24 protein-coding genes are annotated in these 23,077 nt (G+C 59.8%); 3 read left to right on the top strand and 21 right to left on the bottom strand.

The features are described from left to right. Nucleotides 1-9 precede the first annotated feature (9 nt). The 3 genes from xseA to leuA all read left to right on the top strand — a co-directional run bounded on the left by xseA (nt 10) and on the right by leuA (nt 4,214). Nucleotides 10-1,389 carry an exodeoxyribonuclease VII large subunit gene (xseA, locus tag E4P00_RS18340; RefSeq protein ID WP_032879613.1) on the top strand — a complete coding sequence of 460 codons (1,380 nt, stop codon included), beginning with the start codon at nt 10-12 and terminating at the stop codon, nt 1,387-1,389. A 3-nt stretch (nt 1,390-1,392) separates the two neighbouring features. Then, entirely contained in the window at nt 1,393-2,211 is an 819-nt protein-coding gene (locus tag E4P00_RS18335) for a M23 family metallopeptidase (protein WP_032879612.1), read from the top strand. Nucleotides 2,212-2,534: 323 nt separating this feature from the next. Then, nucleotides 2,535-4,214, top strand: coding sequence for a 2-isopropylmalate synthase (gene leuA, locus E4P00_RS18330; protein WP_078822255.1), 1,680 nt, complete (start codon nt 2,535-2,537; stop codon nt 4,212-4,214). Nucleotides 4,215-4,375: 161 nt separating this feature from the next. On the opposite strand, the gene E4P00_RS18325 is transcribed toward leuA, so the two are convergent. The 21 genes from E4P00_RS18325 to E4P00_RS18225 all read right to left on the bottom strand — a co-directional run. Next, entirely contained in the window at nt 4,376-5,167 is a 792-nt protein-coding gene (locus E4P00_RS18325) for an amidohydrolase (RefSeq protein WP_032879610.1), read from the bottom strand. Next, on the bottom strand, nt 5,155-6,303 hold the full coding sequence (locus tag E4P00_RS18320) for a pyridoxal phosphate-dependent aminotransferase (RefSeq protein ID WP_248132408.1): 1,149 nt from the start codon (nt 6,301-6,303) through the stop codon (nt 5,155-5,157). The genes E4P00_RS18325 and E4P00_RS18320 overlap by 13 nt, the downstream gene beginning before the upstream one ends. A 134-nt stretch (nt 6,304-6,437) precedes the next feature. After that, the gene (der, locus tag E4P00_RS18315) at nt 6,438-7,907 is read right to left on the bottom strand and encodes a ribosome biogenesis GTPase Der (RefSeq protein WP_248132406.1); all 1,470 of its coding nucleotides are present in this window, start codon (nt 7,905-7,907) and stop codon (nt 6,438-6,440) included. A gap of 134 nt (nt 7,908-8,041) precedes the next feature. Beyond that, nucleotides 8,042-9,193: an outer membrane protein assembly factor BamB gene (gene bamB / locus E4P00_RS18310; protein ID WP_005791169.1), complete on the bottom strand. Its 1,152-nt coding sequence runs from the start codon at nt 9,191-9,193 to the stop codon at nt 8,042-8,044. After that, nucleotides 9,186-9,827 carry a YfgM family protein gene (locus E4P00_RS18305; protein ID WP_003194010.1) on the bottom strand — a complete coding sequence of 214 codons (642 nt, stop codon included), beginning with the start codon at nt 9,825-9,827 and terminating at the stop codon, nt 9,186-9,188. Before E4P00_RS18305 ends, bamB begins: the two co-directional genes overlap by 8 nt. A 41-nt stretch (nt 9,828-9,868) precedes the next feature. After that, complete coding sequence (hisS, locus tag E4P00_RS18300) at nt 9,869-11,158, bottom strand: histidine--tRNA ligase (RefSeq protein ID WP_032879608.1); 1,290 nt, start codon at nt 11,156-11,158, stop codon at nt 9,869-9,871. Nucleotides 11,159-11,181: 23 nt separating this feature from the next. After that, nucleotides 11,182-12,291, bottom strand: coding sequence for a flavodoxin-dependent (E)-4-hydroxy-3-methylbut-2-enyl-diphosphate synthase (gene ispG / locus E4P00_RS18295; RefSeq protein ID WP_003175952.1), 1,110 nt, complete (start codon nt 12,289-12,291; stop codon nt 11,182-11,184). Between the two features lie 2 nt (nt 12,292-12,293). Then, nucleotides 12,294-13,268 (bottom strand): RodZ family helix-turn-helix domain-containing protein, encoded by a 975-nt coding sequence (locus E4P00_RS18290; RefSeq protein WP_248132404.1) that lies wholly within the window; start codon nt 13,266-13,268, stop codon nt 12,294-12,296. After that, nucleotides 13,268-14,026: a type IV pilus biogenesis/stability protein PilW gene (gene pilW, locus E4P00_RS18285; protein ID WP_032879606.1), complete on the bottom strand. Its 759-nt coding sequence runs from the start codon at nt 14,024-14,026 to the stop codon at nt 13,268-13,270. The genes E4P00_RS18290 and pilW overlap by 1 nt, the downstream gene beginning before the upstream one ends. Nucleotides 14,027-14,038: 12 nt before the next feature. Then, nucleotides 14,039-15,187 (bottom strand): 23S rRNA (adenine(2503)-C(2))-methyltransferase RlmN, encoded by a 1,149-nt coding sequence (gene rlmN / locus E4P00_RS18280; protein ID WP_005791178.1) that lies wholly within the window; start codon nt 15,185-15,187, stop codon nt 14,039-14,041. 29 nt (nt 15,188-15,216) lie between these two features. Next, nucleotides 15,217-15,642: a nucleoside-diphosphate kinase gene (gene ndk / locus E4P00_RS18275; protein ID WP_003175956.1), complete on the bottom strand. Its 426-nt coding sequence runs from the start codon at nt 15,640-15,642 to the stop codon at nt 15,217-15,219. A gap of 92 nt (nt 15,643-15,734) precedes the next feature. Continuing rightward, complete coding sequence (gene iscX, locus E4P00_RS18270; RefSeq protein WP_032879605.1) at nt 15,735-15,935, bottom strand: Fe-S cluster assembly protein IscX; 201 nt, start codon at nt 15,933-15,935, stop codon at nt 15,735-15,737. Between the two features lie 14 nt (nt 15,936-15,949). Further along, entirely contained in the window at nt 15,950-16,291 is a 342-nt protein-coding gene (gene fdx / locus E4P00_RS18265; protein ID WP_005791182.1) for an ISC system 2Fe-2S type ferredoxin, read from the bottom strand. Between the two features lie 3 nt (nt 16,292-16,294). Beyond that, nucleotides 16,295-18,157 (bottom strand): Fe-S protein assembly chaperone HscA, encoded by a 1,863-nt coding sequence (hscA, locus tag E4P00_RS18260; protein WP_248132402.1) that lies wholly within the window; start codon nt 18,155-18,157, stop codon nt 16,295-16,297. 51 nt (nt 18,158-18,208) lie between these two features. After that, nucleotides 18,209-18,730, bottom strand: coding sequence for a co-chaperone HscB (gene hscB, locus E4P00_RS18255; protein ID WP_005791186.1), 522 nt, complete (start codon nt 18,728-18,730; stop codon nt 18,209-18,211). An 8-nt stretch (nt 18,731-18,738) separates the two neighbouring features. Then, nucleotides 18,739-19,062: an iron-sulfur cluster assembly protein IscA gene (gene iscA / locus E4P00_RS18250; protein ID WP_003209680.1), complete on the bottom strand. Its 324-nt coding sequence runs from the start codon at nt 19,060-19,062 to the stop codon at nt 18,739-18,741. 28 nt (nt 19,063-19,090) lie between these two features. After that, nucleotides 19,091-19,477: a Fe-S cluster assembly scaffold IscU gene (iscU, locus tag E4P00_RS18245; protein WP_003175965.1), complete on the bottom strand. Its 387-nt coding sequence runs from the start codon at nt 19,475-19,477 to the stop codon at nt 19,091-19,093. Between the two features lie 99 nt (nt 19,478-19,576). Next, nucleotides 19,577-20,791, bottom strand: a complete 1,215-nt coding sequence (locus E4P00_RS18240) for an IscS subfamily cysteine desulfurase (protein ID WP_248132399.1) — start codon at nt 20,789-20,791, stop codon at nt 19,577-19,579. A 50-nt stretch (nt 20,792-20,841) separates the two neighbouring features. Then, a complete protein-coding gene (gene iscR, locus E4P00_RS18235) occupies nt 20,842-21,333 on the bottom strand; it encodes a Fe-S cluster assembly transcriptional regulator IscR (RefSeq protein WP_003194020.1) in 492 nt (163 codons plus the stop codon). A gap of 302 nt (nt 21,334-21,635) precedes the next feature. Further along, nucleotides 21,636-22,418 (bottom strand): serine O-acetyltransferase, encoded by a 783-nt coding sequence (gene cysE / locus E4P00_RS18230; RefSeq protein WP_032879602.1) that lies wholly within the window; start codon nt 22,416-22,418, stop codon nt 21,636-21,638. Nucleotides 22,419-22,420: 2 nt separating this feature from the next. Beyond that, the coding region (locus E4P00_RS18225) for an RNA methyltransferase (protein WP_248132397.1) at nt 22,421-23,077 on the bottom strand (657 nt) is incomplete at its 5' end.

Raw genomic sequence — 23,077 nt, 5'->3', positions numbered from 1 at the left:
CTGCCGCCCATGATTAAAGATCCTTTTGCCCGTCTGGGCCTGGACCGCGAAGTCCTGACTGTCAGCCAGCTCAACGGCCGCGCGCGGGTGTTGCTGGAAGACGTGTTCACCAATATCTGGGTGGAAGGCGAGATCTCCAACCTCGCCCGCCCGGCTTCCGGCCATGTGTATTTCACCCTCAAGGACAGCGGGGCCCAGGTGCGTTGCGCGCTGTTTCGCAACAACGCTGCACGCGTGCGCCAGGCGTTGAAGGACGGCCTGGCGGTCAAAGTGCGTGGCAAGGTCTCGTTGTTCGAGGGGCGTGGCGACTATCAACTGATCCTCGATACCGTGGAACCTGCCGGCGATGGCGCGCTGCGCCTGGCCTTCGATGCCTTGAAGGAAAAGCTCAGCGCCGAAGGCCTGTTCAGCGCCGAGCGCAAGGTGCCGCTGCCCGCGCACCCGCGACGTATCGGCATCATCAGTTCGCCGACCGGCGCGGTGATTCGCGACATCATCAGTGTGTTCCGCCGCCGGGCGCCGAACATTGAACTGACACTGATCCCGACCGCTGTGCAGGGCCGCGAGGCGATCCCGCAGATCGTGCGGGCGCTCAAACTCGCCGATGCCCGCGGCTTCGACGCGCTGATCCTGGCCCGTGGCGGCGGCTCACTGGAAGATCTCTGGTGCTTCAACGAAGAAGCCGTGGCCCGAGCGGTGGACGCCTGCGTCACGCCCATCGTCAGCGCCGTCGGGCATGAAACCGATGTGTCGATCAGCGACTTCGTGGCGGACGTGCGCGCTCCGACGCCCTCCGCCGCCGCCGAGCTGCTGGCACCGGACGCCAGCCATCTGGTGCGCCAGGTAGACAACCTGCATCGGCGCCTGGTGATGCTGATGCGCAACCGCCTGAGCCACAGCCGCCTGCGCCTGGAAGGCATGGCCCGGCGCCTGCGTCACCCGGGCGAGCGCTTGCGCCAGCAGGCACAACGTCTGGATGACCTGGACATGCGTATGCGCCGCGCCTTCGAGCGCGGCCTCAATACCCGTCGCGAGCGCTTGATTCGCCTGGAGACCCGCCTCGCCGGCCAGCATCCGGGCCGCCAATTGGCGCTGTTGCGCCAGCGCCTGGACAGCCTCGCCGAACGCCTGCCCCGAGCCATGCGCGAAGGTCTCAAGGCCCGACGCCTGCAACTGCAAAGCCAGGTGCAGACGTTGCAGGTGGTCAGCCCGCTGGCGACCCTGGGCCGTGGCTACAGCATCCTGCTGGATGAACGCGGCCAGGCGATTCGCAATGCCGCACAAACCCACACCGGCCAGCGCCTGACCGCGCGCCTGGGTGAAGGTCAACTGCAAGTGCGGGTGGAAGACAATCACCTGACACCCGTCACCCTTTCGCTACTGGATTGATTGATGCCACGTCTACTGAGTTTGTTGCTGCTGTGCCTGTCCATGAATACCTACGCGGACAGCTATATCACCCGCACCTTGAACAAACCGGTGCCCGGTGGTGTGGCCGTGGTCGAACTTGGACCTGCCGCCACGGCGCCCAAAGCCACATACCAAGGCAAACCGGTGCTGGTGGTCAAAGAACAGGACAACTGGCTAGCCATCGTCGGTATCCCGTTGACGGTCAAGCCTGGTAACGAGCGCATCAGCAGCGGCGGACGCAACTTGCCGTTTATCGTCGGTTACAAGAAGTACCCGGAACAGCGCATCACGCTGAAGAATAAAAGCCAGGTCAACCCTGACCCAGCCCAGCTCAAGCGCATCGAAGGCGAGTTGGCGGTACAGCTCAAGGCTTACCGCAGTTTCAGCCCCACCCTGCCGAGCAACCTGGTGCTGGACAAACCGGTGAACGGCCCGTTGTCGAGCAAGTTCGGGGTGCGGCGCTTCTTCAACGGTGAAGAGCGCAACCCGCATTCGGGCCTCGACTTCGCCGTGCCGGCCGGTACGCCGATCAAGACGCCCGCGAACGGCAAGGTGATTCTGGTTGGCAATTACTTCTTCAATGGCAACACGGTATTCGTCGACCATGGCCAGGGCTTTATCAGCATGTTCTGCCATATGTCGAAGATCGACGTGAAGGTGGGCCAGCAACTGGTGCGCGGTGCGGTCGTGGGCAAGGTGGGTTCGACCGGACGGGCGACGGGGCCGCACATGCACTGGAACGTCAGCCTGAACGATGCACGGGTTGACCCGGCTATCTTTATCGGCGCATTCCAACCCTGAAACACGCGATTGCGCGCCCCATCACCGGCGCGCAATTAAAACCAGATATCAACTTCAAAACCAGCATAAAATCTCGTTTATTCTGCACAGAGCAGAACTTATCTCAATTTTTATCGACTGCTTGCCATCTTTCACCCCTGCGGTTAGGGTTGAGCTTATGAAAACCTCTCACACCCTCATTCAGCTTCGCCAGCACCGCAGCCTGTGCCTCGTCAGCGCACGACTGCCAGGCTGAATCGATCTGCCTCGTCCCAAGCTTTCTCCCCAAAAACAGTTTCACGGCAGGCCGCCTTTTCTCGGCCCCTACAACAAAGGATTTCCCGATGAGCATGCTCAAAGACCCGTCGTCGAAGTACCGCGCGTTCCCGACCATTGATATTCCGGACCGCACCTGGCCATCGAAGACCATCACCACCGCGCCGATCTGGTGCAGTTCTGACCTGCGGGATGGCAACCAGTCGCTGATCGAGCCGATGGACGCCGCGAAAAAGCTGCGTTTCTGGAAGACCCTGGTATCTGTAGGCGTGAAGGAAATCGAAGCCTCGTTCCCGGCCGCCTCGCAAACCGACTTCGACTTCGTGCGCACCCTGATCGAAGACAACCACATCCCCGAGGACACCACCATCCAGGTGCTGACCCAGGGCCGTGAAGACTTGATCGCACGCACCTTCGAATCCCTGCGCGGCGCCAAGAAGGCCATCGTGCACTTGTACAACGCCACGTCGCCGTCGTTCCGCCGCATCGTGTTCAACCAGGACAAGGATGGCATCAAGGCTATCGCCGTCAACGCGGCCAAACTGTTCGTCAAATACGCCGCCCAACAGCCTGAAACCCAGTGGACCTTCGAATACTCCCCGGAAACGTTCAGCGCCACTGAGTTGGAGTTCGCCAAGGAAGTCTGCGACGCAGTGATCGAGGTGTGGAACCCGACGCCCCAGCACAAGATGATCCTCAACCTGCCGGCCACCGTTGAATGCGCCACACCGAACATCTATGCCGACCAGATCGAGTGGTTCGGTCGCCATATCAACCGTCGTGACAGTGTGATCATCAGCCTGCACACCCATAACGATCGCGGCACCGGCGTCGCCGCCACCGAACTGGGCCTGATGGCCGGCGCCGACCGCGTCGAAGGCTGCCTGTTCGGCAACGGCGAGCGTACCGGCAACGTCGACCTGGTGACCGTGGCCCTGAACATGTACACCCAGGGCCTGGACCCGCAACTGGACTTCTCCGATATCGACGGTGTGCGCAAAGTCGTTGAAGAGTGCAACCAGATCCAGGTGCACCCGCGTCATCCTTATGTGGGCGACCTGGTACACACCGCGTTTTCCGGCTCCCACCAGGACGCGATCCGCAAAGGCTTCTCCCAGCAGAAAGACGATGCGCTGTGGGAAGTGCCGTACTTGCCGATCGACCCGGCGGACATTGGCCGCAGCTACGAAGCGGTGATTCGTGTAAACAGCCAGTCGGGCAAAGGTGGCATCGCCTACCTGCTGGAACAGGAATACGACATCAGCTTGCCGCGTCGTATGCAGATCGAGTTCAGCCAGGTTGTGCAGGCCGAAACCGACCGCGTGGGCCTTGAGATGACTGCGCCGCAGATCTACGCCTTGCTGCAGCGTGAATACCTGCAAGCCAACACCCCGTACGCGCTGGTCAGCCATCGCCTGCAGGAAGAGAACGGCAACAGCTTTGTCGAGGTGGAAGTTTCCGGCAAGGGCCAGGGCGAAACCAACCTGCACTGGAAAGGCAAAGGCAACGGCGCGCTGGAAGCCTTGGTGGCCGGCCTGCCGATTGGCGTGGAGATCATGGACTACAACGAACATGCCATCGGTGCGGGCACCAATGCCAAGGCGGCCGCCTACATTGAACTGCGCGTGAACGGCGAACGTCCGGTGCATGGTGTGGGCATTGATGAAAACATCACCACCGCCAGCTTCAAGGCGCTGTTCAGTGCGCTGAACCGCTCGCTGAGCCAGTTGGAAGCCAAAGCGGCGTAATCGGCTGCTGAAATGTGAAAGGCCCCTGGGTGTGAATCCAGGGGCCTTTTTGCTTTGGGGTTATGGTGGCGCTGATGGCCCTATCGGGAGCAAGCCCCCTCCCACATTTGAATGTATTCGCAAATCAAAGTGGGAGGGGGCTTGCTCCCGATAGCGGTTTATCAGACAAACTGAAAGCTATCGGCATCCAGGTTCGCTGGAAACCTGGTGCGATAAGCAGCCAGCTCCGCTGCATCCAGAATCACCTGGAACACCCCGTCCGCCTCCCCTGCACTCAGCAAGGTTTCACCCTGGAAATCCAGCACCTGGCTGTCGCCTGTATAGGCAAATCCTTTGCCATCCGTGCCTACCCGATTCACGGCAGCCACATAGCACAGGTTTTCAATCGCCCGCGCCGGCAACAAGCGGTTCCAATGCTGACGACGTGCACCGGGCCAATTAGCGGTGTACAGCAGCAAGTCGGTGTCCTGGGCATCGCGACTCCATACCGGGAAGCGCAGGTCGTAGCAAATCAGTGGGCGAATGCGCCAGCCCTTTAACTCAAACTGCACCTGGCGTTCGCCGGGGGTGTAGTGATCGTGCTCACCGGCCATGCGGAACAGGTGACGCTTGTCGTAATGCAGCACCTCGCCATCCGGCCTTGCCCACAACAGGCGGTTGCGGTGGCTACCGTCGGCGGCCTGGATAATCACGCTGCCAGTGATCACCGCGTTGTATTTGGTTGCCTGCGCCTGGAGCCAGTGATGGGTCGGCCCCTTTTCCGGCTCGGCGAGGGTGGCTGACTCCATGGAGAAACCGGTGGTGAACATCTCCGGCAGTATGATCAGGTCCGCACCATTGGCCTGCTCCAGCAGCAGCTCAAAATGCTCAAGGTTAGCCTGACGGTCATGCCACACCAGGCTGGTCTGAATCAGGGCGATGTTCAGATTGGGCAGTGCACTCAGATCACGCATAGCTTTTCGGCTGCTTGTTGCAGCGTCTCCTCGCGTTTGGCAAAGCACAGACGCACCAGGCGCTGGCCTTGGGGTGGGTGCTGGTAGAACACCGAGACCGGTATGGTCGCCACGCCGTGTTCGCGGGTCATCCACAAGGACATGGCAATGTCATCCAGGTCTGGGCGAATCTGTGAGTAATCCACCAGTTGGAAATAAGTGCCGCTCACCCGGGTAAAACTGAAGCGGGATGGCCCCAGCAGGTCGCAAAACATGTCGCGCTTGGCCTGGTAAAAGGCCGGCAGTTCTTCGACATGCTCCGGGTGATCAGCCATGAAGTCAGCCAAAGCGTACTGCAAAGGGGTCACGCCGCAAAAGTTGACATATTGATGCACCTTGCGCAGTTCGGCAGTCAGAGCCGGCGGCGCGACCACGTAACCGGTTTTCCAGCCGGTCACGTGATAGGTCTTGCCGAAGGAGCTGACCACGAAGGCGCGCTGATACAGCTCCTGATGGGCCAATATGCTGACGTGAGGCACACCGTCGAACACCAGGTGTTCGTAGACCTCATCGCTGACCAGGTAGATATCGCGGTCGCGGATCAGTTCGGCCAACTGGTCCAGCTCGGCGCGGCTGATCAGCGCACCAGTGGGGTTATGTGGCGAGTTGATGATGATCATGCGGGTGCGCGGCGACAGCGCCGCCTTGATCTGCTCGAAGTCGAGGGCAAAACCGTCCAGACTCAGTTGCACATGAACGCAACGACCACCGGCCAGCTCCACCGAGGGCTCATAGCTGTCGTAGCTGGGGTCGAACACGATGACTTCATCGCCACTGCGAATCACCGCCTGGATCGCGCAGAAGATCGCCTCGGTGGCGCCAGGAGTGATGGTCACCTCGCTGTCGGCATCGACTGCGGCGCCATAACTGCGAGCAATCTTGGCGGCCACCTGCTGACGCAACACGGGCAAGCCGGTCATGGGCGCGTACTGGTTGTGACCCAGAGCGATATGCTTGCCCACTGCATCGAGTAAACCTTGCGGGCCATTGAAATCCGGGAAACCCTGGGACAGGTTGAGCGCGCCGGTTTCAGCCGCAAGTTGCGACATGGTGGTGAAAATGGTCGTGCCGACATTCGGCAGCTTGCTGGTGATCATCGGAGGCCCCTGCAGGTGAGCCCCAAGTTTTAAGCTGCCAATTGCACCGGGTCAAGGCACAAACGGCCGCGCACAAAAAAGGGCTCCAAAGGAGCCCTCTCTTGCAGCGTATCGCTTACAACGCAAAGCTGCCGTTATTTCTTGTCACGGCGCTTCTTGTCGGCCTTCTTGTGGTGAGTCATCAAACGACGCTTCTTGTTCACCTGACGGTCGGTCAGTGTGTTCTTGTTGCCTTCGTATGGGTTCTCGCCACCCTTGAACTCGATACGGATCGGCGTACCGACCAGTTTCAAGACTCGGCGGTAAGTGTTTTCCAAGTAACGCACGTAGGACTTGGGCACCTTCTCGATCTGGTTACCGTGGATCACGATAATCGGCGGGTTGGCACCACCCAAGTGGGCGTAACGCAGTTTGATCCGACGGTTGTTGACCATCGGCGGTGCGTGCTCGCCCACGGCGTCTTCGAGGATCTGGGTCAGACGGTTGGTCGGCCAGCGGGTGACCGCGGACTTGAACGAGTTCTGTACCGAGGCGTAGAGGTTACCCACGCCAGTACCGTGCAGTGCCGAGATAAAGTGGATATCGGCGAACTCGACGAAGAACAACCGACGCTGCAGTTCGATCTTGACGAAATCGCGCTCGCTCGGCGTCATGCCGTCCCACTTGTTGATCGCGATCACCAGGGCCCGACCGGCTTCCAGGGCAAAGCCCAGCAAGTTGAGGTCGTGGTCCACCACGCCTTCGCGGGCGTCTATCACGAAGATCACCACGTTGGCGTCTTTGATCGCTTGCAGGGTTTTGACCACGGAGAACTTTTCAACTTCTTCGTGGATCTTGCCGCGCTTGCGCACACCGGCGGTGTCGATCAGCGTGTACTTCTCGTCGTTACGCTCGAACGGGATGTAGATACTGTCGCGAGTGGTGCCGGGCTGGTCGTAGACGATAACGCGGTCTTCACCGAGCATACGGTTGACCAGGGTCGACTTGCCGACGTTCGGGCGGCCGATGATAGCGATCTTGATACCGTCTTTTTCGCTCGGGCCAGGAATGCGCTTGGCTTCCTCGCCTTCAGCGACGATCTCTTCCTCGCCCTCTTCTTCCTCGACATCATCCTTGGGGAAGTCGCGCAGGGCGATTTCCAGCATCTGGGTGATGCCACGGCCGTGGGCACCCGCGACCGGGATCGCATCACCCAGGCCCATCGGGCTGAATTCGGCACGGGCCGCCTCAGGATCGATGTTGTCGATCTTGTTGGCGACCAGATAGGAACGCTTGTTGCGCTTGCGCAGGTGCTCGCCAATCATCTGGTCAGCGGCGGTATAGCCCGCGCGGGCGTCCACCAGGAACAACACGACATCGGCTTCTTCAATGGCCAGCAGCGACTGCTCGGCCATTTTTTCGTCCATGCCATGCTCGTCACCGGAGATACCACCGGTGTCGACAATAATGTAGGAGCGCCCTTGCCACTTTGCCTCACCGTATTGGCGATCACGGGTCAGACCGGACAAGTCGCCGACAATGGCGTCGCGAGTCCTGGTCAGGCGGTTGAACAAGGTGGACTTGCCGACGTTAGGTCGGCCCACCAGGGCGATTACGGGAACCATGCGGCTCTCCACTTCGTTATTTCAGAAAATACAAAAGCCGCTGCAGGGCAGCGGCTGGTGCTCGGGGCAGCATCGTCAGATGCCGCATGCCCCGCAAAAGCAGGGCCGCCTGGGTGTTACCCCAAGCATGGTTCTTACTTGATGGTCAGGGCTTCCAGCTTGCCGCCGTTGCCATACACATAAAGCATGTTACCTACCACCAGCGGACGCGCACGCAGGCCGTCGCTGTCGATACGTTGGCGACCGACAAAGCGACCATCCACCTGGCTCAGCAGGTGCAGGTAACCTTCAAAGTCACCGACTGCTACGTAGCTGGAGAAGACTTCCGGTGCCGACAGTTGGCGGCGAGCCAGCGAGTCGTTGCTCCACAGTGCAGTGGTGGAACGCTCATCGACACTTTCAACGGTGCCGGAGGCCAGGCTCACGTAGACGCTGCCAAACCCTTGGGCGACACCCGCATAGCTGGAAGCATCACGCTGCCAGTTGATGCGGCCGCTTTGCAGGTCCAGCGCGGCAACACGGCCCTGATAGGTGGCCACGTAGAGAGTTTCACCCGACAGCAGCAGGCCACCGTCGATGTCCACGACGCGGTCCAGCTCGGAACGGCCTTGCGGGATAGCCACACGGGTTTCCCACGCCGGCACGCCGTTCTGGGTATCCAGGGCGACTACTTTACCGGTCGACAGGCCAGCCACAGCGAGATTGTTGGTCACAATCGGACCACTGGTACCACGCAGGGTCAACACCGCCGGGGTGCTGTCGTACAACCAGCGTTGGTCGCCAGTGGAGGCATCCAGACCGATTACGCGGTCATCCTGGGTCTGCACCACGACGATATCGCCGTTGGTCGCTGGCGCCGAGAGCACTTCACTGGTCACGCGAGCGCGCCATTTCTCTTCGCCGGTGCTGGAGTCGAGTGCGACCACATCACCTTTGAGCGTACCGATCAGCACCATGCCGTAGCCGACACCCACACCACCGGAAACCGGCAGTTCGAGGTCTTTCTTCCACTTGACGTCGCCGTTCATGCGATCCATGGCAACCACGACGCCAGTGGAATCAGTGGCCACGATGTTGTCGCCGTCGATCGCCGGCTGCAACAGGTTGTAGAGGTCGCCCTGCCCGTCACCAATGGATTGGCTCCATTGTTTTTGCAGGACCACTTCTTCCTTGAAGCTGGTCAGCTCGGCAGGCGGCAGTTCTTTTTTGCTGTTGCTGCTGCAACCCGCGGCCAAAACGGCCAGAGCCAGCAATGCTGCATGTTTCCAACGGATCACGTCACGCATCCCCTTTGGCCAAGTCGTCGAGCTTGATTTGTAAGCCACCGACCGCCGCTTCATCAGACAGCGCCGCCTTGGCTTTTTGGTACGCAGCATGGGCTTCGTCGGTACGACCCAATTGGACCAACAGGTCGCCCTTGAGCTCTTCGCGAGTGGCCACGAATGCCTTGTCAGCATCGCCGTCGAGCAGTTTGAGTGCTTCGTCAGCCTTGTTCTGTGCCGCCAATACCTGTGCCAGGCGCTGACGTGCGATTTCACCCAGGGTCGGGTTGGTCGGCTTGTCGGCAATGGCCTTCAGCTCGGTGGCTGCGTCATCCAGCTTGCCGGTATCGACCGCGACTTTCGCGACGAACAGGCTGCCGTACTGGGCGTAGGTGCTACCGCCGAATTCGTTTTTCAGCTTGCCGGCCAGGTCTGCCACCTGTGCAGGGTCAGGCTTGCCGTCCGGCGTCAGGGTAGTTTCCAGCAATTGCTGGTAAACGATCGAGGCGCCCTGGGATTGGTTGGCCTGATACTTGGTCCAGGCTTGCCAGCCGAACACCACCACTAACGCCAGCAGGCCGCCAGTGACCAGGGGCTTGCCGTTACGCTGCCACCAGTCCTTGAACTCGGCCAGTTGCTCATCATCAGTACTCGACACCCCAATACTCCTTAATCGCTAAATTCGGCTGTTCGACAGCTTCAACCCTGCACGACGCAGGTGGCCAAGTGCGCAGCGAGCGCATCAAAGGCAACGTTCTGTTGTTCACCCTGGCCACGCAGGGGTTTGAAACCTATCACTTGCTGGGCCAATTCGTCATCGCCAAGGATCAGTGCGTACAGCGCACCGCTCTTGTCAGCCTTCTTGAACTGGCTCTTGAAGCTGCCGGCGCCGGCATTGATCTGCAGGCGCAGGTTCGGCAGTTGGTCGCGCACCTTCTCGCTCAAGGCCAGGGCGGCCAGTTCGGCAGCCTCGCCAAAAGCGCACAGGTACACGTCCACCTGACGGGAAATTTCTTCGGGAACCTGTTCAAGGGTTTCCAGCAACAGGATCAGTCGCTCGATACCCATGGCAAAGCCCACGCCCGTAGTCGGCTTGCCGCCCATTTGCTCGACCAGGCCGTCGTAGCGACCACCGGCACACACAGTGCCCTGGGCGCCGAGCTTGTCGGTGACCCACTCGAATACGGTCTTGCTGTAATAGTCGAGGCCACGCACCAGCTTGGGGTTGATCACGTAGGGAATCCCCGCGGCATCCAGGCGAGCCTTGAGGCCCTCGAAGTGCACGCGGGATTCGTCGTCCAGGTAATCGGCCATTTTCGGTGCATTGACCAATACCGCCTGGGTGTCGGCGTTCTTGGTATCCAGAACGCGCAACGGGTTGGTTTTCAGACGGCGCTGGCTGTCTTCGTCCAATTTATCCAGGTGAGCCGACAGGTATTCGACCAGGGCTTCGCGATAGCGGCCCCGGGACTCGCTGGTACCCAGGCTGTTGAGTTCGAGCTTGACCGCATCGCGGATGCCCAGTTGGCCCCACAGGCGCCAGGTCAGCACAATCAGCTCGGCATCGATGTCCGGGCCGTCAAGGTTGAAGACTTCGCAACCGATCTGGTGGAACTGGCGATAGCGGCCTTTCTGCGGGCGCTCGTGGCGGAACATCGGGCCGATGTACCAGAGCTTCTGGGTTTGGCCACCACCGGTGATGCCATGTTCCAGTACGGCGCGCACGCACGCGGCAGTGCCTTCCGGACGCAGGGTCAGGGAGTCGCCGTTGCGGTCTTCGAAGGTGTACATCTCTTTTTCGACGATGTCGGTCACTTCACCGATGGAGCGTTTGAACAGCTCGGTGAACTCGACGATCGGCATGCGGATCTGCTTGTAACCGTAGTTATCCAGCAGGCGCGCGACAGTGCTTTCGAAGTAGCGCCACAGTGGCGTCTGCTCCGGCAGGATGTCGTTCATGCCACGAATGGCTTGCAGAGACTTGCTCACATCAAATCCTTAAATTCGTTCAATCAGCCGCGAGCGATCAGCGCTGCGTCAGCGGCGACCTTCTCGGCCGCTTTCTCGCGGATCAGCTTTTCCAGCTCATCCACCAGATTGTCATTCGTTAGCTTCTGCGACGGCTTGCCGTCGATGTAAATCAAATTCGGCGTACCACCGGTCAGGCCCACATGAGCCTCTTTGGCCTCACCCGGCCCGTTGACCACACAACCGATGACTGCGACATCCAGCGGCACCAGCAGGTCTTCGAGGCGCAGCTCCAGGTCGTTCATGGTTTTCACCACGTCGAAGTTCTGCCGCGAGCAGCTCGGGCAGGCAATGAAGTTGATACCACGGGAACGCAAACGCAGGGATTTGAGAATGTCGTAGCCGACCTTCACTTCCTCTACGGGGTCAGCCGCCAGGGAGATGCGGATAGTATCGCCAATCCCTTCGGCGAGCAGCATACCGAGACCCACCGCAGATTTCACTGTGCCTGAGCGCAAACCGCCAGCTTCAGTGATACCCAAGTGCAGTGGTTGCACGATTTCCTTGGCCAGCAGGCGGTAGGCTTCTACCGCCATGAACACATCGGAGGCCTTTACGCTGACCTTGAAGTCCTGGAAATTCAGGCGCTCCAGGTGCTCAACGTGGCGCAGTGCCGACTCGACCAGCGCCGCCGGGGTAGGCTCGCCGTATTTTTTTTGCAGGTCTTTTTCCAGGGAGCCAGCGTTCACGCCAATGCGGATCGGAATCCCACGATCACGGGCAGCGTCCACCACGGCGCGCACGCGGTCTTCGCGACCGATGTTGCCCGGGTTGATACGCAGGCAGTCCACACCCAGCTCGGCCACGCGCAGTGCAATCTTGTAGTCGAAGTGAATATCGGCAACCAGCGGCACCTTGACCAACTGCTTGATGCGGCCGAAAGCCTCGGCGGCATCCATGTCCGGTACGGAAACCCGCACGATGTCTACGCCGGCCGCTTCCAGGCGATTGATCTGGGCGACGGTGGCGGCCACATCGTTAGTGTCGCTGTTGGTCATGCTTTGCACTGCAATGGGGGCATCGCCCCCCACCGGCACCGAGCCGACCCAGATCTTGCGCGATACGCGACGTTTGATTGGAGATTCGCCGTGCATGACTATTGTCCCAACTTGAGGCGAGCGGTCTCGCCACTGGTGAACGGCGCCACGTCTACAGGCTGGCCGTTGTAGGCCACTTTCGCGCCACGGGCAAAGCCCAGACGCAGCGTCAAAGGAGGCTTGCCGCCCTGGTCAAGCGTATCTCCCTTACGCTTCAAACCGCTGAACAGCACTTTGCCGTTGCCATCGGTGACCTGCGTCCAGCAGTCAGCGATGAAGGTGATCTGTACGCGCCCGTCACCGGCGATCAACGCAGGGGTGGTCGGAGGCGACATTGCTGGCGCTGCCGGTGCGGCTGGCGCAGGCGTCGCGGGTGCCGCAGGAGCTTGAACCACGGGTGCTGCCGGGGTCACCGGGGCCTGTACCACCGCAGTGTCTGCAGGCGTGGTGCCCACTTGCGACGCCGGCTGCTCAGCCGTAGCCGGCACTTGCGGTGCGGCCTGCCCTTCGGCAACTGCCTGGTCTTCCGGCTCGTCCAGCGGATGAATCTGGGTGGTGCCATCGGCGCTTTCGACTTCGACGTGCTCCATGGCGTTGCTGGTCAGGTCTTTGTTGCGCTGGGAGGCCTGGTCTTGCCACCAGACGAAACCGCCGCCGACCACGGCAACCAGCAGCAACAGGCTGACAATCCGCAAAATCGTGTGGGAAACCCGCGTTGGCTCTTCGATGCGCCCAAGGCCATGGACATTGCTGCCTTGGGCATCGGTACCGGTGAACTGGTCGAATTCCTGCACCAGCACCGCCTGGTCAATACCCAGCAATTTGGCGTAGGCGCGAATATAGCCACGGGCAAAGGTGTGCCCAGGCAGCTTGTCGAACGCGCCGGCTTCCAGATTGGCCAGGGACGTGCTGGTCAAATTGAGCTTGAGGGCCACTTCCGCCAGCGACCAACCATTGCTTTCGCGGGCCTGACGCAGGGTTTCGCCTGGGTTTACGCGATTAGCTGCTACATCTTCCGGGTGCGCGGCTTTCATCATTGCTCCGACAGGTATTGCTGATATTCCGGCGTACCGGGATAGAGTCGTTCGAGTTGCTGGCCAAAACGTGCGGCCGTGTCGTGTTCTTCATGAACCGTCGCCAGGCGCACACCGAGCAATAGACTACGTGCATTTTGCCCGCTGAGCAGGCTAAAACGCTCGTAATAGTCTCGTGCCGGCACATAATGCCTGTCTTCGTAAGACAACTCAGCCATTTCGAGCAAAGCCCGTGGCTGGCGACTGTTCAGATGCAGGGCTTTTTCCAGCTGCTGACGCGCGCTGTCGCGCTGACCCAGGCGCATCGAGGTCACCCCGAGGTTCTCGAACACCCGCGAACGCTCAGGATAAAGAGTATCGGCGCTGGCTTGCTGGAAATAAGCGGCGGCTTGGTCATACCGTTTCTGCTCGAACAGGAAACTGCCATAGTTGTTCAGCAACCTGGGATCGGCAGGACGGGAAGCCAGGGCCTTGCTGAAATAGCGGTCGGCCAGCTCAGGCTCTGCCTGGGCCTGAAACACCAGAGCCAGTGCGGCGTTGGCATCGGCATCCGCGCTGTCCAGTTCAAGGGCCTTTTTCAGCGGCACCTTGGCTTGCTCGCTCATACCTTGACGCAAATACCCCAAGCCCAATTGCACATAGGCAACCCGCGCCTCATCACGGCCTTTAGTGGTGTGCAAAGGGCTGTCATGGCCCGATGAAACACAACCGGCAACGAGGCCGGTAAGCAGTAAAAGCAGCGCAAGGCGCAAGGGCATAGAGATCCTCTCTCAGATTCGATTCACAGCAATTTGCGGCAAATCTTCGGCGGCGTTAAGTTCGCGCACGGCGATATAACGTTCGCTGCGGCGGGTGCGGTCCATCACCTGCCCTACCAATTGGCCACAGGCGGCGTCGATGTCTTCACCACGGGTGGTGCGTACGGTGACGTTGTAGCCGGCCTGGTGCAGTTGATCCTGGAAACGGCGGATGGCGTTGTTGCTCGGCCGCTCGTAGCCAGAATGTGGAAACGGGTTGAACGGGATCAGGTTGATCTTGCACGGCGTGTTCTTGAGCAACTCGATCATCTCGACCGCGTGCTCGACCTTGTCGTTGATGTCCTTGAGCATGGTGTACTCAATGGTCAGCACACGCTTCTCACCCAAGGTCGCCATGTAACGCTGGCAAGATTCGAGCAGCATCTTAAGCGGATACTTCTTGTTGATCGGCACCAATTGGTTACGCAATGCGTCATTCGGTGCGTGCAACGACAACGCCAGGGAGACGTCGATGTGCTTGGCCAGCTCATCGATCATCGGCACCACGCCGGAGGTCGACAGGGTCACACGGCGCTTGGAGATGCCGTAGCCCAGGTCGTCCATCATCAGGTGCATGGCCGCAATCACGTTGTCGAAGTTCAGCAGCGGCTCACCCATGCCCATCATCACCACGTTGGTGATGGCACGGTCGACGGTCGCCGGGACGCTGCCAAAGGATTTGTTGGCAATCCACACCTGGCCGATGACTTCGGCGGCGGTGAGGTTGCTATTGAAGCCTTGCTTGCCGGTGGAGCAGAAACTGCAATCCAGGGCACAGCCTGCCTGGGACGAAACGCACAAGGTGCCGCGTTTGCCCTGGGGAATGTACACGGTCTCGACGCAGCTGCCGGACGCCACGCGCACCACCCATTTACGGGTGCCGTCGCTGGAGATGTCCTCGCTGACAACCTCGGGACCACGCACCTCGGCAATGGCCTTGAGCTTGTCGCGCAGGGCCTTGCTGACGTTCGTCATGGCGTCGAAATCGTCGACTCCAAAGTGGTGAATCCACTTCATTACCTGACCGGCACGGAAACGCTTCTCCCCGATTGAGTCGAAGAATTTCTCCATTTCCGGCTGAGTCAGACCCAGCAGGTTGGTTTTAACAGTCGATGTAGTCATGGATTCACCCTCACTCTTTAAGCCGATGCTTAGCGAGCGGTTACTTCAGTAGCAGCGAAAAAGTACGAGATTTCGCGAGCAGCAGCGGCTTCGGAGTCCGAACCGTGAACAGCGTTGGCATCGATGGACTCAGCGAAGTCAGCACGAATGGTGCCGGCAGCCGCTTCTTTAGGGTTGGTAGCGCCCATCAGCTCACGGTTCAGAGCGATAGCGTTTTCGCCTTCCAGAACCTGAACAACAACAGGACCGGAGATCATGAAGGCAACCAGGTCGCCGAAGAAGCCACGAGCGCTGTGCTCAGCGTAGAAGCCTTCAGCTTCAGCCTTGGACAGTTGCTTGAGTTTCGAAGCTACAACCTTCAGGCCGGCTTTTTCGAAACGAGTGGTGATCTCGCCGATGACGTTTTTTGCAACAGCGTCAGGCTTGATGATGGAGAAAGTACGTTGAACAGCCATGGTGTAACTCCAGAAACGGTAATTTACGAAAAATTAAACCCGCGAATTATACGCGGGTTATTGGGTATTGCCTAACTGCGTAAAAAGGCGGCTCAGTCTGCTTCTTCGATCCACAGGCCTTGAATCGCCTCCAGGACCTTTTCGCCACCCCGGTCAGGGATGTCGTCAAAATCCGGCAGCGCCATTACGAGGTTGCGCAGCTTGACGAAGTTCACGGTAAGAGGATTGACCTCAGGGTGAGCTTCGGCAAGTTGTATAGCGATTTCTTGTACATCAACCCATTTCAGGCTCATGACAGTTCCTTGAATCAATGCGGCGCTTCGGCGGCATGGTTGAGCGAATATTTCGGAATTTCAACGGTGAGGTCTTCAGTCCCCACTTTCGCCTGGCAACTCAGACGCGACGTCGGCTCCAGCCCCCACGCCCTATCAAGATAGTCTTCTTCCAGGTCGTCAGCCTCATTAAGGCTGTCGAAACCTTTACGAATGATGCAGTGGCAAGTGGTGCAGGCATTGACGCCACCACACGCACTTTCAATCTCGATATGGTTGTCGTGCGCGACGTCAAGCAGGGACTTGCCGGTCTCTGCCTCCACGACCATGCCATCCGGGCAGTGTTCGGCGTGCGGTAGAAAAGTGACCTGCGGCATCAGTTATTCCTCGATTTCATTCAGGTTGCGGCCCGCCAGTGCGGCTTTCACCGTCTGATCCATACGACGGGCGGCAAAGGCATCAGTCACTTGCGACAGGCGCTTGGTCTGTTGCTCGATGGCGTAACCATCGTTGCCTTTCATCAGTTCGGCCAATTCCTGCATCTGCAGGTCGATGACCATGCGCTCTTCGGCATCCAGCAGGCGCTCGCCGTCGGCTTCAAGGGCGCCCTGCACCGCTTCGAGCAGGCGCTGGGCATCCACTTGCTGCTCACGCAGTACGCGGGCAACCTTGTCGTCACCGGCATACTGGAACGAGTCCTTGAGCATTTTGGCGATTTCGCCGTCGGTCAGGCCGTAGGACGGTTTGACCTGGATGCTGGCCTCAACGCCCGAGGCCAGTTCACGCGCAGCCACGCTGAGCAGGCCATCGGCGTCGACCTGATAGGTGACGCGAATCTTCGCTGCACCAGCCACCATCGCCGGGATGCCGCGCAATTCAAAACGCGCCAGGGAGCGGCAGTCGCTGATCAGCTCGCGCTCGCCTTGCAGCACATGAATCATCATGGCCGTCTGGCCGTCTTTGTAGGTGGTGAAATCCTGGGCGCGCGCGACGGGGATGGTGGTGTTGCGTGGAATCACCTTCTCCATCAGGCCGCCCATGGTTTCCAGGCCCAGGGACAAAGGAATCACGTCGAGCAGCAGCAGTTCGCCACCATCGCGCTTGTTACCAGCCAGGGTATCGGCCTGGATTGCGGCGCCAATGGCCACCACTTGATCCGGATCGATTTCAGTCAACGGCTGGCGACCAAAGGCTTCGGCAACCGCCTCACGCACACGGGGCACGCGAGTGGAGCCACCGACCATGACCACAGCGCCGACATCTTCCAGTTCAATACCGGAGTCACGCACAGCACGACGGCAAGCCTTCAGGCTGCGGGCGACCATCGGCTCGATCAGCGCGTCAAACGCTTCGCGGGTCAGCTGTGCCGACCAATCACCATACTTGACTTCAACAGATGCAGCATCAGTCAGCGCTTCCTTGGCCGCACAGGCAGTTTGCAGCAAGTTACGCTGCGCGCCCGGGTCCAGGTCGGCAGACAAACCGGCGCTGGTGATGATCCAGCCGGCGATGGCGTGGTCGAAGTCATCGCCGCCCAGGGCACTGTCGCCACCGGTGGCCAGCACTTCGAAAACACCGCCGGTCAGGCGCAGGATCGAAATATCGAAGGTGCCGCCGCCCAGATCATAAATGGCAACCAGGCCTTCAGCGTGCTGATCGAGGCCGTAGGCCACAGCCGCAGCGGTCGGCTCGTTGAGCAGGCGCAGTACATTCAGGCCCGCCAGTTTCGCCGCGTCCTTGGTGGCTTGGCGCTGGGCGTCATCGAAATACGCCGGAACGGTGATCACCGCCCCGACCAGCTCGCCGCCCAAGGTTTTTTCCGCACGCTGGCGCAGCACCTTGAGGATATCAGCCGACACTTCGACCGGGCTTTTCGGGCCCTGGACGGTGTCGATAAACGGCATATGGGACTCACCGCCGACAAAGCGGTACGGCAACTGGTCGCCCAACTGCTTGACGTCGGACAGCCCACGACCCATCAAGCGCTTGACCGACAGCACAGTGTTCAGGGGGTCCGAGGACGCGGCCAACTTGGCCGACTCACCCACTTCGGTACGATCAGGGTGGTAACGCACGGCGGACGGCAGGATCACCTGCCCATCGGCATCGGGCAGAGGCTCGGACAGGCCACTGCGCAAGGCAGCAACCAGGGAATTGGTGGTGCCCAGGTCAATCCCGACCGCCAGGCGACGCTGGTGCGGTTGAGGGCTTTGGCCGGGTTCGGCGATTTGCAGTAGGGCCATGGTAATCAGGTCTTATCTGTCTATCAGGCGTGCATCACGGGCAGCACTGGGTTAATCGTCGAGGCGCTCTTCTAGCTGGCGCACTTCGTAGGTGAGCTTGTCGAGGAACTGCATACGCCGCATCAGGCGCTCGGCCTGTTCACGTTGCGCAGCATCATCCCAACAGGCCGCAAAGCTTTCGTTGAGCTCGTCCTGGGCAGTTTTCAGACGACGTTTGAAGACCGCGACACCCGCCACATCGGCTTCGTCCTGCAGATCTTCGAGCTCCTCACGCCATTGCATCTGCTGCATCAGGAAGTCCGGGTCATGCACGGTGACTTCCATCGGCAACTCACCACCCTTCATCGCCAGCAAATAGCGCGCGCGTTTGGGGGGGCTTTTGAGCGTCTGATAGGCTTCGTTGAGGCTGGCCGATTGCTCCAGGGCCAGGCGTTGCTCACGCTCGGAAGCGTCGGCAAAGCGGTCCGGATGCACCCCACGCGCCAGTTCTCGATAGCGCGTGGCAAGCTGCTCGAGGTCCAGCCGAAAGCTCGGCTGCAGCTCGAATAAAGCGAAATGACAAGGAGTACCCACGAGTAGCCTCAGATGTTGAAGCTTTCGCCGCAGCCACATTCACCGCGCACGTTGGGGTTGTTGAACTTGAAGCCTTCGTTCAACCCTTCCTTGACGAAATCGAGCTCGGTGCCGTCCAGGTAGGTCAGGCTCTTGGGGTCGATGATCACTTTCTCGCCGTGACTTTCGAACACCTGGTCCTCTTCAACCACCTCGTCGACAAACTCCAGCACGTAGGCAAGGCCGGAACAGCCCGTGGTGCGTACACCCAGACGAATCCCCTCACCTTTACCGCGCCCATTCAGGGAGCGGCGAATGTGCTGCGCTGCCGCTTCTGTCATGCTGATAGCCATCGTTGACTCCTTACTCGTCGCCAAATGCTTAGATCAAGCCTTTCTTCTGCTTGTAGTCGCGAACCGCCGCCTTGATGGCGTCTTCAGCGAGTACCGAGCAGTGGATTTTCACTGGCGGCAGTGCCAGTTCTTCGGCCAGCTGGGTGTTGCTGATGGTGACAGCCTCATCCAGGGTCTTGCCTTTCATCCATTCGGTCGCAAGGGAACTGGAGGCAATTGCCGAACCGCAGCCATAAGTCTTGAATTTGGCGTCTTCGATAACGCCAGCATCGTTGACCTTGATCTGCAGGCGCATCACATCGCCGCACGCCGGAGCGCCGACCATGCCGGTGCCGACATCAGGATCTTCCGCGTTCATCTTGCCGACGTTGCGCGGGTTTTCGTAGTGGTCGATGACCTTTTCGCTGTAAGCCATGGTACTGAATCCTCACTCATCAGGGCCGCTCTGGAACCCTGTAGAAACGCCTGCGTTTACCGCCACGTTCCTACAGAGCTTGGGTGGCGGCTTCTATATTTAGTGTGCCGCCCACTCGATCTTGGAAATATCGACACCGTCTTTGTACATGTCCCACAGCGGCGACAGAACGCGCAGCTTGTTGACGGCTTCGCAGACCTTCTGCGCGGCATAGTCGACTTGCTCTTCAGTGGTGAAGCGGCCGAACGTAAAGCGGATCGAGCTGTGTGCCAGTTCGTCGTTGCGGCCCAGGGCGCGCAATACATACGAAGGCTCAAGGGATGCCGAGGTACAGGCCGAACCGGACGAGACCGCCAGGTCCTTGAGCGCCATGATCAGCGACTCGCCTTCGACATAGTTGAAGCTCAAATTCAGGTTGTGCGGTACACGGGCAGTCATGCTGCCGTTGATGTACAGCTCTTCAAGGTTCTCGACCTGCTTGTAGAAGCGATCACTCAGGGCCTTGATACGTACGTTTTCGGCAGCCATGTCTTCCTTGGCTACGCGGAAGGCTTCACCCATGCCGACGATCTGGTGGGTCGCCAGGGTGCCCGAACGCATGCCGCGTTCGTGGCCGCCACCGTGCATGGTCGCTTCGATGCGCACGCGTGGCTTGCGGCTGACGTAGAGAGCGCCGATGCCTTTAGGGCCGTAAGTCTTGTGGGCCGAGAACGACATCAGGTCGACTTTCAGCTTGGACAGGTCGATATCGACCTTGCCGGTAGACTGAGCAGCGTCGACGTGTAGCAACACACCCTTGGAGCGCGTCAGCTCGCCGATGGCGGCGATGTCGTTGATGGTACCGATTTCGTTGTTCACGTGGATCACGGAAACCAGGATGGTGTCTTCACGCATCGCGGCTTCGATCATCGCAGGGGTGACGATACCGTCGGTGGTGGGCTCAAGGTAAGTCACCTCGAAACCTTCACGCTCCAGTTGGCGCATGGTGTCGAGGACAGCCTTGTGCTCAATCTTGGTGGTGATCAGGTGCTTGCCCTTGGTTGCGTAGAAATGCGCCGCACCCTTGATAGCCAGGTTGTCGGACTCGGTAGCACCGGACGTCCAGACGATTTCACGCGGGTCGGCGTCGACCAGATCAGCGACCTGGCGACGCGCGTTCTCGACCGCTTCCTCGGCCTTCCAGCCGAATACGTGGGAACGGGAGGCCGGGTTGCCGAAGTTTCCGTCAACCAGCAGGCATTCGCTCATTTTTTGCGCAACACGCGGATCAACCGGGGTGGTCGCTGAGTAATCAAGGTAAATCGGCAATTTCATGGACTTTCTCCTAAATCAGGCTGGCTGGCACGCCGTTAGCTCTTCGGCTGTCACTCGACGGCGGACGCTTCGATCTTGTCCAGACGCGGCGCCTTGGTATTGCAACGGCGCTGGTCCTGACGCTGGGCTACTTCTTGCACCTCACGGCGAGTCACAAGATCAGCCAAGCTGATACCACTCAAAAACTCATGGATCTGCAGGCTCAAGTCACACCACAAGTGGTGTGTCAGGCAGGTGTCGCCGGCGTGGCAATCACCCAAACCCTGGCATTTGGTGGCATCGACGGATTCGTTGACCGCGTCGATCACCTGGGCCACCTGAATGCCCTGCATGTCGCGGGACAATTGATAGCCACCACCTGGACCACGAACGCTGGAAACCAGATTGCTGCGGCGCAATTTGGCGAACAGCTGCTCGAGGTAGGACAGGGAAATGCCTTGGCGCTCGGAGATATCGGCCAGGGACACCGGCCCAGTTTGCGCGTGCAGGGCCAGGTCAAGCATGGCGGTCACCGCGTATCGGCCTTTTGTAGTCAGTCTCATGGACAAGTACCAAGGTGTTTCAGAATGGGAGCAAGTATGCGATTCCCGAGTATTTAAGTCAACTATAAGACCTAGTACTTTAGTCAGGAATACCCGTAAAAAGGGCGCGCGAATCATAGCAGGATGGGGTGGGATGGACCAGCGGGAACAGGGCCTGGCAGAGATCTCGAGACCAATGGAGATCAGAATGTGGGAGGGGGGCTTGCTCCCGATGACTGAATGTCAGTCACTTATCAGTTAGCTGACCCACCGTTATCGGGAGCAAGCCCCCTCCCACAGGGATCTCTGGCGGCCTTGGGACTTCAGCTTGCCTTGGTGGCGGCCTCGTCCTTGATCTCGGCGAAGTCCTCTTCGCGCAACTCAGGCAGATCCTTCGCACAGTATGGGCTGCCCAGATCCTTCAGCGCACCACACATACCGTCCAGCTTGCCGTCCACTGCTTGCAGATGATCAAGCAGCTGACCAATGGCGCGAGCCACCGGATCGGGCATGTCTTCGCTGACGCCATAGGCGTCAAAACCGATCTTCTCGGCCATGGCCTTGCGCTTGGCCTCCTGCTCGTCGCCGACCTCTGGTTTGACGATGATGCGACCCGGAATACCCACCACGGTGGCGCCAGCAGGTACAGCCTTGGTCACCACGGCGTTGGAACCTACCTTGGCACCGGCACCCACGGTAAAGGGCCCCAGCACCTTGGCGCCCGCCCCCACCACCACACCATTTTCCAGGGTCGGGTGACGCTTGCCTTTATTCCATGTAGTACCGCCCAGGGTCACACCTTGGTAAAGCGTCACGTCATCACCGATCTCGGCGGTCTCGCCTATGACAATACCCATGCCATGGTCGATAAAGAAGCGACGGCCCACCTTGGCGCCCGGATGAATCTCGATGCCGGTCAACCAGCGACCGAAGTTCGACACCAGCCGGGCCAGCCATTTCCAGCCCATGCCCCACAAGGCGCCGGACAGACGGTGAATCCAGATCGCATGCAGGCCCGGATAGCAGGTCAGCACTTCAAAGGCGTTGCGCGCCGCCGGGTCACGATGGAAAACACTCTGGATATCTTCTCGCAAACGCTCGAACATTTTTAATCCTTCCGCTTAAGAAGCTCACCACGGGCCGCTTTCTGGGTTTCCGTGAGGATGCCACGCAATATATTCATCTCCGCCCGGCTCACCGAGCTGCGACCGTACAAACGACGCAGGCGCGCCATCAAGTGCCGTGGCTTTTCAGGATCGAGGAATTCGATGGCCACCAGAGTTTGCTCCAGGTGCTCATAGAACCGCTCCAGCTCGTCCATGGTGGCCAGCTCACCACTTTTGGTCGACGCCACTTCGTCCTTTTCCACTTTGCTCGGCTGGCCGGCAGCAGCCAGCCAGGCCATGCGCACTTCGTACGTCAACACTTGCACCGCCGCCCCGAGGTTCAGCGAGCTGAACTCAGGGTCTGAGGGGATATGCACGTGATAATGACATCGCTGCAGCTCTTCGTTGGTGAGGCCGGAATCTTCACGGCCAAATACCAAGGCAATTTCGGCACCGCCGATGGCCTCTTCCACCACTTTGGTGCCGCACTCACGCGGATCCAGCAGCGGCCAGGGGATACGCCGATCGCGAGCGCTGGTGCCGAGCACCAGGTTGCAGCCGACCAGAGCCTCTTCCAGGGTGGCGACGATCTGGGCGTTTGCCAGCAGGTCATTGGCGCCGGATGCACGGGCATCGGCCTCGTGGTGCGGGAACACCCG

The sequence above is a fragment of the Pseudomonas sp. B329 genome, assembly GCF_023127835.1.
GTDB classification, from domain to species: domain Bacteria; phylum Pseudomonadota; class Gammaproteobacteria; order Pseudomonadales; family Pseudomonadaceae; genus Aquipseudomonas; species Aquipseudomonas synxantha_A.
Note: the sequence above shows the minus strand (reverse complement) of the source record. Positions and strands in the feature narration are given on the sequence as shown.

What these genes read in the sequence shown, in the direction of transcription:
- xseA (WP_032879613.1), top strand. Translation starts at nt 10, where the DNA reads ATGATTAAAGATCCTTTTGCCCGTCTGGGCCTGGACCGCGAAGTCCTG.
- E4P00_RS18335 (WP_032879612.1), top strand. Translation starts at nt 1,393, where the DNA reads ATGCCACGTCTACTGAGTTTGTTGCTGCTGTGCCTGTCCATGAATACC.
- leuA (WP_078822255.1), top strand. Translation starts at nt 2,535, where the DNA reads ATGAGCATGCTCAAAGACCCGTCGTCGAAGTACCGCGCGTTCCCGACC.
- E4P00_RS18325 (WP_032879610.1), bottom strand. Translation starts at nt 5,167, where the DNA reads ATGCGTGATCTGAGTGCACTGCCCAATCTGAACATCGCCCTGATTCAG.
- E4P00_RS18320 (WP_248132408.1), bottom strand. Translation starts at nt 6,303, where the DNA reads ATGATCACCAGCAAGCTGCCGAATGTCGGCACGACCATTTTCACCACC.
- der (WP_248132406.1), bottom strand. Translation starts at nt 7,907, where the DNA reads ATGGTTCCCGTAATCGCCCTGGTGGGCCGACCTAACGTCGGCAAGTCC.
- bamB (WP_005791169.1), bottom strand. Translation starts at nt 9,193, where the DNA reads ATGCGTGACGTGATCCGTTGGAAACATGCAGCATTGCTGGCTCTGGCC.
- ispG (WP_003175952.1), bottom strand. Translation starts at nt 12,291, where the DNA reads ATGCACGGCGAATCTCCAATCAAACGTCGCGTATCGCGCAAGATCTGG.
- E4P00_RS18290 (WP_248132404.1), bottom strand. Translation starts at nt 13,268, where the DNA reads ATGAAAGCCGCGCACCCGGAAGATGTAGCAGCTAATCGCGTAAACCCA.
- pilW (WP_032879606.1), bottom strand. Translation starts at nt 14,026, where the DNA reads ATGCCCTTGCGCCTTGCGCTGCTTTTACTGCTTACCGGCCTCGTTGCC.
- rlmN (WP_005791178.1), bottom strand. Translation starts at nt 15,187, where the DNA reads ATGACTACATCGACTGTTAAAACCAACCTGCTGGGTCTGACTCAGCCG.
- ndk (WP_003175956.1), bottom strand. Translation starts at nt 15,642, where the DNA reads ATGGCTGTTCAACGTACTTTCTCCATCATCAAGCCTGACGCTGTTGCA.
- iscX (WP_032879605.1), bottom strand. Translation starts at nt 15,935, where the DNA reads ATGAGCCTGAAATGGGTTGATGTACAAGAAATCGCTATACAACTTGCC.
- fdx (WP_005791182.1), bottom strand. Translation starts at nt 16,291, where the DNA reads ATGCCGCAGGTCACTTTTCTACCGCACGCCGAACACTGCCCGGATGGC.
- hscA (WP_248132402.1), bottom strand. Translation starts at nt 18,157, where the DNA reads ATGGCCCTACTGCAAATCGCCGAACCCGGCCAAAGCCCTCAACCGCAC.
- iscA (WP_003209680.1), bottom strand. Translation starts at nt 19,062, where the DNA reads ATGGCTATCAGCATGACAGAAGCGGCAGCGCAGCACATTCGCCGCTCC.
- iscU (WP_003175965.1), bottom strand. Translation starts at nt 19,477, where the DNA reads ATGGCTTACAGCGAAAAGGTCATCGACCACTACGAAAACCCGCGCAAC.
- E4P00_RS18240 (WP_248132399.1), bottom strand. Translation starts at nt 20,791, where the DNA reads ATGAAATTGCCGATTTACCTTGATTACTCAGCGACCACCCCGGTTGAT.
- iscR (WP_003194020.1), bottom strand. Translation starts at nt 21,333, where the DNA reads ATGAGACTGACTACAAAAGGCCGATACGCGGTGACCGCCATGCTTGAC.
- cysE (WP_032879602.1), bottom strand. Translation starts at nt 22,418, where the DNA reads ATGTTCGAGCGTTTGCGAGAAGATATCCAGAGTGTTTTCCATCGTGAC.